Consider the following 13,937-nt stretch of genomic DNA (forward strand, 5'->3'; position numbering starts at 1 on the left):
TTATACCTCGATTTCAGCGGTATCCCCTTTCTCTTGCAGCCAATTGCGGCGATCTTCTGAGCGCTTCTTCGCCAGCAACATATCCATCATCGCCATCGTCTTATCAATATCATCATCACCGATGGTCAATTGCACCAAGCGACGGGTATTCGGATCGAGGGTGGTTTCGCGTAACTGCAACGGGTTCATCTCACCCAGCCCTTTGAAGCGCTGGACGTTAGGTTTGCCGCGTTTACGTTTTAGTTGTTCCAGTACACCGGCTTTCTCTTCTTCATCCAGTGCGTAGAACACTTCTTTGCCCAAATCGATACGATACAACGGCGGCATCGCCACATAGACGTGACCATTGCGCACCAATGCCCGGAAGTGGCGCACGAACAAGGCGCAGAGTAAGGTCGCAATGTGCAAGCCATCGGAGTCGGCATCCGCGAGGATACAAATTTTACCGTAACGGAGTTGGCTCAAATCTTCGCTGTCGGGATCAATACCAATCGCCACAGAGATATCGTGTACTTCCTGCGAGGCCAACACTTCATCTGACGACACTTCCCACGTATTCAGGATCTTACCTTTTAGCGGCATGATCGCCTGATACTCACGATCACGAGCTTGTTTGGCTGAGCCGCCTGCGGAATCCCCTTCCACCAAAAACAGCTCGGTCATGCTCAAGTCTTGCGAGGTACAGTCTGCCAGCTTGCCGGGTAAGGCCGGGCCGCTGGTCAGCTTCTTGCGCACCACTTTCTTCGCCGCACGCATACGGCGCTGAGCACTGGAGATCGCCAGTTCAGCCAGCTGTTCTGCCGCCTGCACGTTTTGGTTCAGCCACAAGCTGAAAGCATCTTTGACGACACCGGAGACAAAAGCGGCACACTGACGTGAGGAGAGTCGCTCTTTCGTCTGGCCCGCAAATTGTGGGTCCTGCATTTTAACTGACAAGACGTAAGCACAGCGTTCCCAGATGTCGTCTGCCGAGAGTTTGACGCCACGGGGCAGAATGTTGCGGTATTCGCAAAAATCACGCATGGCATCCAGCAAGCCCTGACGCAACCCATTGACGTGAGTACCGCCTTGCATTGTGGGTATCAGGTTGACGTAGCTTTCAGTCAGCAGTTCGCCGCCTTCTGGTAGCCACAACAGTGCCCAATCAATCGCTTCAGTATCGCCAGCAAAAGAGCCAACGAACGCCTTTTCTGGCAGGGTAATCAAGCCATCGACCGCTTCCATCAGATAGTCAGTCAAACCATCGGCATAGCACCAACGCTGCTCAGTGTTATTCACTAGATCTTTAAAAACGATCTCGACACCGGGGCACAACACGGCTTTTGCTTTCAGCAAATGGGATAAGCGGGAGACCGAGAAACGTGGGCTGTCGAAGAAGGAAACATCTGGCCAGAAATGTACGCTAGTGCCGGTATTGCGTTTACCGCAGGTGCCGATAACCTGCAAATCCTGTACTTTGTCGCCATTTTCGAAGGCGATGCTGTAGATTTGCCCATCACGGCGTACCGTCACTTCAACCCGCTTGGATAGGGCATTCACCACGGAAATGCCCACGCCATGCAAGCCACCGGAGAACTGATAGTTCTTATTGGAGAATTTACCGCCTGCATGTAAACGACACAAAATCAGTTCAACAGCAGGGACACCCTCTTCAGGATGGATATCGACGGGCATACCTCGGCCATCATCGATAACTTCCAATGATTGGTCGGCGTGCAGAATAACATCAATGCGACGGGCATGACCCGCCAGCGCTTCATCGACGCTGTTATCAATCACCTCTTGACCAAGGTGGTTTGGTCGCGTGGTATCCGTGTACATTCCCGGACGACGACGCACTGGTTCTAAACCGCTGAGTACTTCAATGGCATCAGCGTTATAGCTGGATTCAGTCATGGCTTGATTAATATTCGGCTAATGGATGAAAGGCTTTAGGCAGTCGCTAGCCCTAAAAACGTGACAATCGGGGAGAAAAAGTGATCAAAACCAATAAAGGCATGATTCCCACCGGATTCTACTGTTTGCCGACAAGGGGTGTAATAGGCCACCGCTTGACGGTAATCGAGGATTTCGTCCCCAGTTTGTTGCAATAACCAGAGTAAATCCGGCGATCCCAACTTTTCAATTTGCATGGCCTTCAGGTCATAAATATGCCGAGACTCTAACACATATTGTTGCCCGGTGTAGGGGTTCTCATTTTCGCCCAAGTAATCACTGAGCAGCTCAAATGGCCGCACAGCAGGGTTCACCACCACGGCAGGAATGCTAAAACGTTGGGAGAGCCAAGTCGCAAAATAGCCGCCAAGAGAAGAGCCAACAATCCCCATTGGCTGCCCTGCTTTATCCATCACAATGCTCTCTAACATCTCTGCGGCTTCCGCAGGATAAGGCGGCAGTTGTGGAGTCAGCATCTCAATATGAGGATGGTATTGTTGCAACCAGCTTTTAAAGGTCGTTGCTTTCGCCGAACTGGGGGAGCTATTAAAACCATGAATATAGAGAAGTGTGCTCATTAATAACCGTCCGCGTCCATGTCCGGGCAGAACTCATCACTGGCTAATCGACGCACTTCAGTTTCAAGTCTTCCGTCGGGCAGTAAATCGAGGTAGCGCCATCCCGGGGCCACAGTATCAAGGGTGAAATTAGTACAGTGCGGTTTGAACTGCACACAGGTCGAAGGGCTGGCGAGCAGGCGCTTACCGTACCAATCGAGATCTAAATCCTGATGGATATGGCCGCACAACAAGGTGGTCACACGCGGATAGTGGGTCAAAACCGCCGCTAACATATGCGCGTTACGCAAGCTGTGCTGATCAAGCCAAGTACAGCCCGAGGGCATAGGATGATGGTGCAATAAAATCAAAGTGTAGCGTTCTGGATGTGCCACCAGACAGCGCTCCATCCACTCCAACTGATAGTCGCTCAGCTCACCATAAGGAACGCCGAAGACCTGACTATCCAGTAATAGGATTTGCCAATTATCCCCCACCAGAACTTGCTTTGAAGGGGCAATATCCGCATCAGCCAGTGCATCGACCATCGCCGGTTGGAAATCATGATTACCGGGCAGCCATAAGCAAGGCGCAGGCAAACGGGCGATGCCCTTCGCAAAATTTTGATAGGCAGCAACAGAATGGTCTTGAGCCAAATCGCCAGTTGCAACAATCAGATCAAATGGGTGCTGTTCAGCAATAATCGCATCCAGCACAGCGCGATAACTGTGGGAAGTATTGACACCCAGCAAGGTCTCATGTTCACCCGCGAAGAGGTGGGTATCTGTTATTTGTAAAATTCTGACTCTGGCCCCACTCGCCATAGGCAGTTTAAACAGGCTTTCCAAATGGTGTCCTTGTTTTTGCACCCTTCCCAACTCGATTTTCACCCTCGGCAGGCAAGGCTATAAGTCTGTCTAATAAACCGGAACTGCCACCGCTCCATGCGCCAAACAGTAGCGCAACCAGTCGGCAAGAAACTGGTTAATTTGATGCTTTTCGTCCCGCTGATGCAACTTTTTATTCGGATAATCATAACTTGCTTTGAAGCGGGAGATCTGCTGACTGGCACACACTTCCGCGACCTGCGCATCATGATAAAGCCTGACCACCATCGACGGCAGACCCCATTGACTAATGGCTGGCTCAGTTTGCACAATCTCTACCACCGAAGTGTAGCGGGTTGATTCAATAATTGTCAGCCGATAACTCGCACCATTAACCTGATAAGCAACATTTTCGCCCACTTCATCGACCCGTGGTATTAAACGACGCAATTGTGCGAAGTTAGTTTCGCATAGCCTCATCATTTCAGGGAAATCAGGTGTATAGCGTTTTATCATTATTCTGCTCGCTTTTCTTTACGACTGCCATTCTGCTCTCAGCGATAAGTGGTGCAACGCCAGCCATTGTAGTGCAATGATTGAAGCTGCGTTATCAATAGCACCTTCTTCAACCCAACGACAAGCCTGTTCACGGCTGACAACATGCACCCGGATATCTTCATTTTCGTCGGCCAAACCATGAATACCGCTCGCCGTCGTGGCATCAACTTCGCCCACCATAATAGATAAGCGCTCGCTAGTACCGCCAGGGCTGGCTAAATAACTGAGAACCGGCTTGCAGCGACCAATGTGAATTCCCGCCTCCTCCTCGGCTTCGCGACGCGCCACTTCCTCGACGGTTTCGCCCTCTTCAATCATTCCGGCGACCATCTCTAATAACCAAGGTGATGGGCTGGTGTCAATGGCCGCAATCCGCAATTGCTCCACCAGCACCACTTCATCACGCACCGGATCATAAGGTAATAACACGGCGGCATGGCCGCGCTCGAAAATCTCACGTTTAACTTCACCGCTCATTTCGCCATTAAACAGACGGTGGCGAAAACGATATAAATTCAGTGAAAAAAAACCACTGTACAGGGTTTCACGTGCAATAATTTCCACGTCGCTCTTGTCAAAGGTCACCGGTGAAGGTTGTTCTGATGACATAGACTATTCTCCTTACTAAAGTTAGCGGTTTAAAAAGACAGTTTGATAAAGATTATTTGACAAAGATGGCCTGATACAGATTAGTTGTCTGAACACACATTTAGCTTTGTGATAGATTTAAGTAAATTAAGGCGAGATGGCACAATCAGCCACCTTATCCCATTGGCAGACTCTGATAGAATTGGCAAGAATTCGTCTATCGACGGCTACCATAGTAATATTGCCGCACAACTGCTGCACAACAAGGACTGCAAATGAAGAAACTGCTCCCCCTTCTTATCGGGCTGAGTCTGGCTGGTTTCAGTACCATGAGCCAGGCAGAGAACTTGCTGCAAGTTTATAAGCAAGCCAGGGATAGTAACCCGGATTTACGCAAATCGGCTGCTGACCGTGATGCTGCATACGAAAAAATTAATCAAGTTCGCAGCCCGCTGTTACCACAGCTTGGTTTGGGTGCCGGTTACAGCCACACCAATGGTTTCCGCGATGCATCTGACAATCCAGATAGCAACGCCACCTCAGGCTCTCTGCAACTGACTCAAACCATTTTTGATATGTCAAAATGGCGTGCTTTGACCTTGCAGGAAAAAGCTGCGGGTATTCAGGATGTTACGTTCCAAACTAACGAACAAGCACTGATTCTGAACACTGCAACCGCCTATTTCAATGTGCTCAGAGCGATCGATAGCTTGTCTTATACCGAAGCGCAGAAGCAATCGGTCTATCGCCAGTTAGACCAAACAACCCAGCGTTTCAATGTGGGTTTAGTGGCGATCACTGATGTCCAAAACGCCCGAGCCAGCTATGATACCGTATTAGCGGATGAAGTGACGGCGCGTAATAATCTGGATAATGCGCTGGAAAATCTGCGTCAGATTACCGGGGTTTATTACCCAGAGTTGGCCTCACTGAATGTTGATCGCTTGAAGACAAAGCGCCCAGAGGCAGTTGCTAACCTGTTGAAAGACGCTGAGAAACGTAACCTTTCTTTGCTTTCTGCCCGTTTGAATCAAGATTTGGCCCGTGAGCAAATTAAATCGGCGGAAACCGGCTATATGCCAACCATCGATTTGACGGCATCATCGTCTGTGACCAATACCCGTTACAGCGGCGGCACGCCAAGTACTCAGCAAGTGAATAATGATGCAGGCCAGAACCAAATCGGCGTGCAACTGAGCTTGCCACTATATAGCGGTGGAGCCACCAATTCTGCGGTGAAACAAGCGCAGTACAACTTCGTGGGTGCCAGTGAGCAGTTAGAGAGCGCTCACCGTAGTGTGGTGCAAACAGTTCGCTCCTCATTTAACAATATCTCAGCCTCTATCAGCAGCATCAAGGCTTATGAGCAAGTGGTGATTTCTAACCAAAGCTCATTGGATGCCATGGAAGCGGGCTATCAGGTCGGTACACGTACCATTCTGGACGTGTTGACTGCAACCACTAACTTGTATCAGTCCAAACAACAGCTTGCTGATGCGCGTTATAACTACCTGATTAACCAGTTAAACATCCAGTCAGCACTGGGTACACTGAACATGAATGACTTGATGGAGTTGAATGGGGTTCTGGACAAGCCAGTTCCAACCTCAGCGACGGCCTTGGCACCCGATAATGCTAACCAGAATGCCTATGCTGATGGAACTAACACTCAAGCAGCACCACGTGTTACGCCAGTAAGCCAGCCTTCTACCACAGCAGCACCAGCACGTAACGGCAATCCATTCCGTAACTAATTTTTATTCGTTCGGATTCTCCGGGCGCGGCATCAGGCTGCGCCCGGCTTATTTTCCGCCCTCCCCCCTTTAGTGACCCAGCATTTTTCGTCAATGAAAAAAGCAAAGCCACTCGCACCATTTCGTATAGCTTTGTAAAGTCTTCCGCTGACCGCCCCTCGCGCTTTAATTTTATACACGTTTCCCCTATCCTAAGAGCACTTACTGGGAAAGGGCATGAACGCCCGGAAATGAGACAAATAATGATGAAACGGACTCAAAACATCAATCAAGAGACCTTCCGTAAATCCTGGCGCAGTTATCGCCTTGCGCCCGTAGCTTTAGCTGTCAGTGCTGTATTTATGCTGGCTGGCTGCGAAAAAACTGACGAAACCGTCTCTTTGTACCAAAACGCAGATGACTGCTCTCAGGCCAATCCGTCCAAGAGCGCTGAATGTACCACCGCTTACAACACTGCCTTGCAGGAAGCGGCTAAAACGGCACCTAAGTATGCGACCCGAGAAGACTGTATAGCCGAATTTGGCGAGTCTCAGTGTACTCAGGCCCCTGCACAAGCGGGCATGGTACCAACATCGTCATCATCGACTGAACAAACTGCCGAAGCCGCACCGCAACAGAGCGGCGGTATGTGGATGCCATTAATGGCAGGTTATATGATGGGCCGAATGATGGGCGGCGGCGCGAGCCAGCCACTCTTCACCTCTAAAGCAGCCAATAGCCCTGCTAACGGCAAATTTGTTGATGCCACCGGTAAAAACTTTGGTTCCGCCACCACTGGCCGCACCATGACAGTACCGCGCACGGCAATGGCACCGAAACCCGCCGTGACCAATACCATCACCCGTGGCGGTTTTGGCGAATCAGTGGCGAAGCAATCCACTATGCAACGTAGCGCCGCAACATCATCCAAAACCAGCACGCGCAGCATGGGTGGCTAAGGTCTGATTAATGAAACGTTTAGCGATTAGCGAACGCCCAGATTGGCGCGAAAAAGCCACCGAATTCGGCTTCCGTTTCCACACCATGTATGGTGAACCGTACTGGTGTGAAGATGCGTATTACGAATTCACATTGGCGCAAATTGAAGAGCTGGAAGAGACCACCGCCGAGTTACATCAAATGTGCCTGCAAGTGGTTGAGAAAGTGGTCAATAGCGATCAACTGATGGCGAAATTCCGCATCCCAAAACATTGCTGGGATTTTGTTCGTAGCTCTTGGCGAACCAATCAGCCTTCACTCTATTCTCGTCTTGATCTGGCCTATGATGGCGTCAATCCAGCAAAACTGCTGGAAAACAATGCGGATACCCCAACCTCACTGTATGAAGCCGCCTTTTTCCAATGGTTATGGTTGGAAGATCAGATCAACGCAGGCAATTTGAGCCAGGACGCAGACCAATACAACAGCATGCAAGAGAAGTTGATCGAGCGCTTTGTCGATTTGCATGATAACCATGGCTTTAGCTTGCTGCATCTGGCCTGCTGTCAGGACAGTGAAGAAGATCGTGGCACCGTGCAATATCTGCAAGATTGCGCGCTGGAAGCAGGTCTGCCGACTGAATTCATGTTTATGGAAGAGATCGGTTTAGGCGAAAAAGGGCAATTTACTGACCTCGATAACCAAGTAATCAGTAATTTGTTCAAGCTCTACCCGTGGGAGTTTATGTTCCGCGAAATGTTCTCGACCAAACTGGAAGATGCTGGCGTGCGCTGGCTGGAACCCGCTTGGAAGAGCATTATCTCCAATAAAGCCTTACTCCCTTTGCTGTGGGAGATGTTCCCGAATCACCCGAATCTGTTGCCCGCTTACTTTGCTGAAGATGATCATCCGCCGATGGATCATTATGTCACCAAGCCGCTATTCTCGCGGGAAGGTGCCAATATTCAGATAGTGGAGAATGGTAAAGAAGTGGCACGGGTTGATGGGCCATATGGCGAGGAGGGTATGATTGTTCAGCAATTCCATCCGCTGCCTAAGTTCGGGGATAGCTACACGCTGATTGGTAGTTGGCTGGTGAATGATCAACCCTGCGGCATTGGTTTGCGTGAAGATCGCGAACTGATCACCCAAGATCTATCGCGTTTTTACCCACATATTATTTTGGGCTAAGTGTACGCATTGATAATGGGAAGGTGACATGCCTTCCCTTATTTATTTTCTGATATTTACTTTCTAATACTGATGCTCTGGGTTAACTAACTACTACCGACAGCATACTCAACGACCCCATCTCAATCCCATCAGTGGGAATCGAAATCGGCGCTTTGCCGTCCCAGCCCCCCAACACATATAACAGTGGCAAATAGTGCTCAGGTGATGGGTTAGACAACGCCGCTCCTTCATGCTGCATAAAGTTAACCAATGGGTGATTATTACCCTGATAGCTCAAGTTAGCCCGCACGAACTGATTGAAAGATTCAGCCCATGGATACGGACTACTATCCCCCTGCCACCTCACCATACGTAAGTTGTGCACCACGTTACCGCTGGCAACAATCATCACGCCCTGCTCACGCAGCACCGCCAATTTGCGGCCTAATTCATAGTGATATTCTGCCGGTTGGGTGCCATCAATACTCAGTTGTACCACCGGGATATCAGCCTCAGGATACATTTTAATCAGGACCCCCCAGCTACCGTGGTCCAGACCCCATTCACTGGTATCTGCCCGCACGGCAATAGGTGCCAGCAATTGTTGAATTTGTGCGGCCAGTTCTGGGGACCCCGGAGCTGGATACTCGGTATCAAACAGCGCCTGCGGGAAGCCGCCAAAATCATGGATAGTGCGAGGTTTCTCCATTGCCGTTACCGCAGTCCCACGGGTATACCAGTGAGCGGAAATCGCCAGAATCGCTTTAGGACGCGGTAACGTCTCACCCAACGTACGCCATGCTTGAGTGTGACTGTTTTCTTCCAGCACATTCATCGGGCTACCGTGGCCGAGAAACAGTGCAGGCATACGAGGCGTGTTCATAGAAAATCCTTACTGTTAAGAAATGAGTGGCGCTTAACATCATCTGCGCTTAAACCATAAGCGACACATTACGCGCTTTTTTTTCATTACACAGCCAGATAACAGTGATGAAGATATTCAATAAATTTGAATGGGAAACGTGGAGGAGAAATACGATTGAAATTCTATGGCAGGAAGAAATAACTGGGCCGCAGTCTATTCAATAGAATGATAGCAACCCAGTGTGCAACTCTATTATCGCCCGGCAATATCAGCGGATATTGCTCTCAGAGATTAGCTGGCTTTCTTTTCTTGAGACTGGCGATATTCAGCCAAGTCATCAATCGTCACGACCGGCATATCGTGTAATTTAGCGAACTCAATCACTTCTGGCGCATGGGCCATGCTGCCATCATCATTGGTCAGCTCACACAGCACACCCGCAGGTTTGTAGCCGGCCAGTGTTGCCAAATCGATTGAGGCTTCGGTGTGACCACGGCGTGATAAGACGCCCCCCGGCTGACCACGCAGCGGGAAGACATGGCCTGGGCGATTAAGATCGCTAGGTTTCGCGTTATCGGCAATGGCCGCACGGATAGTCGTCAAACGGTCAGCAGCAGAAACCCCTGTGGTCACGCCTTTAGCCGCTTCAATAGTCACGGTAAATGCAGTTTGGAACTGGCTGGAGTTGTGAGTCACCATCATTGGTAAATCGAGCTGCTGGCGGCGTTCATCTGTGATACACAGGCACACAATGCCACTGCCGTGGCGAATAGTCAGTGCCATTTGCTCTACCGTCATTGCTTCAGCAGCAAAAACCATATCGCCTTCGTTTTCACGACTTTCGTCATCCAACACCATCACACCACGGCCATTACGCAGAGCGTCGATAGCACGTTCTACGCGCTCAACAGGCGTGCCAAAATCTGATAGAAGGGTCTGATTCATGGTAAAAAAACCTCATTAAAATTATGGATTACCAGAATCAGGGCGGTCTTGAGGAGTAACTGGCCACTCTTTATCTATACATTTGACATGAATAGAAATGGCCGAAATAACGCAGAAGAGCTATACCCGATAGTATTCAAGTTGCCCCTGTGTTGGCAACATCTTGAAAGCCATAACGTGTATAAACTCAGCAGATACCGTTAATCTCTCCCATCCGGACTATAACCGTCGGCCCCGGAATTACACCGGATCTGCTGACCTCTACCCTGTTTTCTTTGGAGAAGAAACAAGGTGAGCGCTCGCGGGCTTTTGCACGACGACGTTGATACGCCGCAACACAATTTACCGCCGGTGGGGACTTACACCCCGCCCTGAGAATAAGTTATGACTATAGCGCTATTGATTCTTCTCGGCAATTACCAAAATGTAGATATGCGGAGGTTTATACAAACTCCATCTGGCATTACACTAGAGGGAGTCACCACACATCTCATTAGGGAAATATCATGATTGACCCGAAAAAAATTGAACAAATCGCCCGCCAGGTGCATGAGTCTATGCCGAAAGGAATTCGCGAATTCGGGGACGACGTCGAAAAGAAAATTCGGCTAGTGCTGCAATCGCAGTTAACCCGACTGGATTTGGTTAATCGTGAAGAGTTCGACGTACAGACTCAAGTGCTGCTGCGTACCAGAGAGAAACTGGCGTTGCTGGAGCAACGCATGGGTGAACTGGAAGCGAAATTCAACAGTACACCAGCCGCGATTGAAGATAAGAAAGGCGATAACCAAACGGGCGAGTAATGATGGATAAAATCATTACAGGCGAAACGTTATCGTTGATCATCAGGGTGCTCATGTAGCACCCTGAATTTATGATGATATTGCCGCTTTCGGCGCGCGGGACATAAATATCCATAGCAGAACAAACATCAGTAGCGCGTATAAACTTTTCCAACCAATCATCACCAGCAAGACACAACATAGAATCGCGCCAATCACCGACATCATCCGCGAACGCCCGCTCAACAAGCGAATTCCCGCCAACATACACAGTAAATAGATCAGCACAAAAATACCGTTGGCGTACACAATCAGTAAATCCAATGGTAGCGACAGCCAGTAAATCAGCAACGCAAATACCAGACAACTGCCCACCACCGCAGTCAGCGCATAAACAGGGGTTTGCCCCGCCGAGAGCTGTGCCAGCTTACTTTGCGGCCGCATTTGAGCTTGCGACCACACCATACGCGCAAAGCTCTGAGTGTAGATATTGACGCTGGCAAAGCAGGCCAAATAGCCAATAATGCAAGCAACCCACAGCGCATGTTTGCCGAACAGTTGCACCACGATACCGGGCAGCGAGGCCGCAGCCGCCTGCTGCTCACCATAGGCATGAAAGTGCAGCACCGCAACTGTGCATCCCCAGTAAACCGCACCGGCGACCAATAGCCCAACCATGAGAGCACGGGGAAAATCTCGTTCGGGATGGCGAAACTCTGTCGCCAGATGCGCAAAAGCTTCCAACCCAACAAAGCACCAGAACATCACGGCAAGCGCACTGAACATATTCGGAGGGGAAATATCTTGGGGCGAGGGCCAAGGTATCTGTGATGGACTAATATCGCCCTGCCACCAAATTGCGACCACCAGCGCGATAACCAGTAGCGCAATCAAGGTTTGCACATTGGCGCTGGAGCCAGCACTGCGCGTCCCCAGTAGCCAAATGACCAGCAAGGTCGCCAGTTGCACCATTAACAATTCACTATCATGCCACCCAAAAGTCGCCTGCCAGAAACCAGCGGCAATTTGCAAGGCGGCGGGAAGACCGACGGGAATGACGGACAAAAATAGCCAGCCAGTGACTTTGCCCAACTTCGGCCCAAAAGCCATGTTCACGAAGTGAGCAGCACCACCGGCACTGGGGAAGTGGCGGCCCAAAGCAGCAAAAGCGATAGCGATCGGAAAAACGAGCACAATCAGAATCGGCCAGGCCCATAAGCTGTCATCACCTGCCACCACGGCAGCTAATGCTGGCACGGCAAAGACACCGGTACCCAGCAGAGAAGTGGACAACAACCCGACTCCCTGTGCGAGACTTAACTCCTGTTTTAGTCCACTCATTCTGTTTAATACCCAAAGTCATTGATGTTGCGGGTAGGCGGCAAGTAAACGCGTCCCGATGAGCTTACTCAAGTAAGTGATTCGGGTAAATGAGCGCAGCTAACTCCCCCGCAAACTCAAGGACGAAGGGTATTTAGCCACGGCCATTCTTGATTGACTGAATAATATTGGTGGTAGAAACGCCATCCTCAAAATTCAGCACTTTAACTTCCCCCCCGGCAGCCCAAACTTCAGCACTGCCCGCAATCTCATCCGGCTTATAATCCCCGCCCTTCACCAGTAGATCCGGCAAAATATCAGCAATTAAGCGCTGCGGCGTGTCCTCTTCAAACGGCACCACCCAGTCCACGGCTTCCAGCGCACCTAATACGATCATGCGCTGATCCAGTGGGTTAACTGGGCGTTTTTCGCCTTTCAATCGTTTGGTCGAGGCATCACTGTTCACCGCCACAATCAGGCGATCACCCAGTTTGCGGGCATTAGCCAGATAGGAAACATGACCCGCATGGAGAATGTCAAAAATGCCGTTGGTCATCACCACTTTTTCGCCGCGCTGGCGAGCCTGCGCAACGGCTTTTTTCAGTTGTTGCTCATCCATCACGCCAAAGCCGGTTTCAGCACGGCCACGGATGGCATTTTCCAGTTCAATCGGGGAAACCGTTGAGGTGCCCAACTTGCCGACTACCACGCCAGCAGCGGCATTCGCGAGGAAGCATGACTCTTCGAGGGTGTTTCCCGCCGCCAGTGCAGCCGCCAACACACCAATCACGGTATCACCGGCACCGGTCACATCGAACACTTCCTGCGCCTGCGTTGGCAAATGTAATGGCGGTTTACCCGGTTGCAGCAAGGTCATCCCCTGCTCGGATCGCGTCACTAACAGAGCGGAAAGTTCAAAATCGGCCACCAGCTTCATACCACGGCTAACCAACTCTTCTTCGGTTTTACAATGGCCGACTACCGCTTCAAATTCGGATAAATTCGGTGTCAACAGAGTTGCACCGCGATAACGTTCGAAATCGCTGCCTTTAGGATCGATCAGCACCGGAACTTTCGCTTTACGGGCCAATTGGATCATCTGCTGTACACTGCTCAATGCACCTTTGGCGTAGTCGGACAGCACCAGCGCGCCAATCTGTGGCAGCGCCTGTTGAATGCGCTCAAAGATTGGTTGCGGATCAACGCCATCAAAACCCTCTTCGAAGTCCAGCCGGATCAGTTGCTGGTTACGGGAGAGCACCCGCAATTTGGTGATGGTTGGGTGAGTGGGCACCGAGACAAAATCGCAGCGCACCTGAACTTCATTCAGCTTGCTGGTCAGCGCGCGCGCGGCATCGTCGATACCGGTCAACCCCACTAAACGGGAGATTGCGCCAAGGGAGGCGATATTCATCGCGACGTTGGCAGCACCACCGGGGCGCTCTTCGATGGTGTCCACTTTGACGACGGGAACCGGTGCTTCTGGTGAAATCCGGCTGGTTGGCCCATACCAGTAGCGGTCTAACATGACATCACCAACGACTAGTACTCCAGCGCGGCGAAAATCAGGCAGCGTGACTTTCATACGTTTGCCCCCCAATGTGAGCTGTTATTATCCCCGAAAACACGCATCCTTCGCTCCAATCTCATATTGTGTTCATTATATAGCGCCGGATAATATCACAGGCGCCTTGCATACCATTAATAACTGGAAT

13 protein-coding genes and 1 riboswitch are annotated in these 13,937 nt (G+C 50.5%); of the genes, 4 read left to right on the plus strand and 9 right to left on the minus strand.

What is annotated here, in order from left to right; genetic code table 11:
* From parE to nudF, 5 genes are all read right to left on the minus strand, one after another.
* Positions 1–1,896: a DNA topoisomerase IV subunit B gene (parE, locus tag HRD69_RS01870; RefSeq protein ID WP_004874851.1), complete on the minus strand. Its 1,896-nt coding sequence runs from the start codon at positions 1,894–1,896 to the stop codon at positions 1–3.
* Between the two features lie 35 nt (positions 1,897–1,931).
* Positions 1,932–2,513 (minus strand): esterase YqiA, encoded by a 582-nt coding sequence (yqiA, locus tag HRD69_RS01875; RefSeq protein WP_032814072.1) that lies wholly within the window; start codon positions 2,511–2,513, stop codon positions 1,932–1,934.
* Entirely contained in the window at positions 2,513–3,340 is an 828-nt protein-coding gene (gene cpdA / locus HRD69_RS01880; RefSeq protein ID WP_032814071.1) for a 3',5'-cyclic-AMP phosphodiesterase, read from the minus strand. Before cpdA ends, yqiA begins: the two co-directional genes overlap by 1 nt.
* 69 nt (positions 3,341–3,409) lie before the next feature.
* On the minus strand, positions 3,410–3,835 hold the full coding sequence (locus tag HRD69_RS01885) for a DUF1249 family protein (protein WP_004874849.1): 426 nt from the start codon (positions 3,833–3,835) through the stop codon (positions 3,410–3,412).
* An 18-nt stretch (positions 3,836–3,853) separates the two neighbouring features.
* Complete coding sequence (gene nudF / locus HRD69_RS01890) at positions 3,854–4,486, minus strand: ADP-ribose diphosphatase (protein WP_004874848.1); 633 nt, start codon at positions 4,484–4,486, stop codon at positions 3,854–3,856.
* Positions 4,487–4,740: 254 nt separating this feature from the next.
* Between nudF and tolC the strand changes: the two genes are divergently transcribed.
* From tolC to HRD69_RS01905, 3 genes are all read left to right on the plus strand, one after another.
* Positions 4,741–6,219 (plus strand): outer membrane channel protein TolC, encoded by a 1,479-nt coding sequence (gene tolC, locus HRD69_RS01895; RefSeq protein WP_004874847.1) that lies wholly within the window; start codon positions 4,741–4,743, stop codon positions 6,217–6,219.
* Positions 6,220–6,464: 245 nt separating this feature from the next.
* Positions 6,465–7,157: a DUF1190 family protein gene (locus tag HRD69_RS01900; RefSeq protein ID WP_032814118.1), complete on the plus strand. Its 693-nt coding sequence runs from the start codon at positions 6,465–6,467 to the stop codon at positions 7,155–7,157.
* A 10-nt stretch (positions 7,158–7,167) separates the two neighbouring features.
* Positions 7,168–8,328 carry a glutathionylspermidine synthase family protein gene (locus HRD69_RS01905; protein ID WP_004874844.1) on the plus strand — a complete coding sequence of 387 codons (1,161 nt, stop codon included), beginning with the start codon at positions 7,168–7,170 and terminating at the stop codon, positions 8,326–8,328.
* Positions 8,329–8,410: 82 nt separating this feature from the next.
* On the opposite strand, the gene ygiD is transcribed toward HRD69_RS01905, so the two are convergent.
* Together ygiD and ribB are read right to left on the minus strand one after the other, a co-directional pair.
* Positions 8,411–9,193, minus strand: a complete 783-nt coding sequence (gene ygiD, locus HRD69_RS01910; RefSeq protein ID WP_032814069.1) for a 4,5-DOPA-extradiol-dioxygenase — start codon at positions 9,191–9,193, stop codon at positions 8,411–8,413.
* A gap of 273 nt (positions 9,194–9,466) precedes the next feature.
* Positions 9,467–10,120 carry a 3,4-dihydroxy-2-butanone-4-phosphate synthase gene (ribB, locus tag HRD69_RS01915; RefSeq protein ID WP_004874842.1) on the minus strand — a complete coding sequence of 218 codons (654 nt, stop codon included), beginning with the start codon at positions 10,118–10,120 and terminating at the stop codon, positions 9,467–9,469.
* A gap of 198 nt (positions 10,121–10,318) precedes the next feature.
* A riboswitch (FMN riboswitch) is annotated at positions 10,319–10,503 on the minus strand.
* A 123-nt stretch (positions 10,504–10,626) separates the two neighbouring features.
* On the opposite strand from ribB, the gene ubiK reads away from it, so the two are divergent.
* Positions 10,627–10,923 (plus strand): ubiquinone biosynthesis accessory factor UbiK, encoded by a 297-nt coding sequence (gene ubiK, locus HRD69_RS01920; RefSeq protein ID WP_004874840.1) that lies wholly within the window; start codon positions 10,627–10,629, stop codon positions 10,921–10,923.
* A gap of 69 nt (positions 10,924–10,992) precedes the next feature.
* On the opposite strand, the gene yjeH is transcribed toward ubiK, so the two are convergent.
* Positions 10,993–12,243, minus strand: a complete 1,251-nt coding sequence (gene yjeH, locus HRD69_RS01925) for an L-methionine/branched-chain amino acid transporter (protein WP_032814067.1) — start codon at positions 12,241–12,243, stop codon at positions 10,993–10,995.
* A gap of 133 nt (positions 12,244–12,376) precedes the next feature.
* On the minus strand, positions 12,377–13,807 hold the full coding sequence (gene hldE, locus HRD69_RS01930; protein WP_032814065.1) for a bifunctional D-glycero-beta-D-manno-heptose-7-phosphate kinase/D-glycero-beta-D-manno-heptose 1-phosphate adenylyltransferase HldE: 1,431 nt from the start codon (positions 13,805–13,807) through the stop codon (positions 12,377–12,379).
* Positions 13,808–13,937: the final 130 nt, after the last annotated feature.

Origin of the sequence: Yersinia mollaretii ATCC 43969 (assembly GCF_013282725.1) — a bacterium.
GTDB classification, from domain to species: domain Bacteria; phylum Pseudomonadota; class Gammaproteobacteria; order Enterobacterales; family Enterobacteriaceae; genus Yersinia; species Yersinia mollaretii.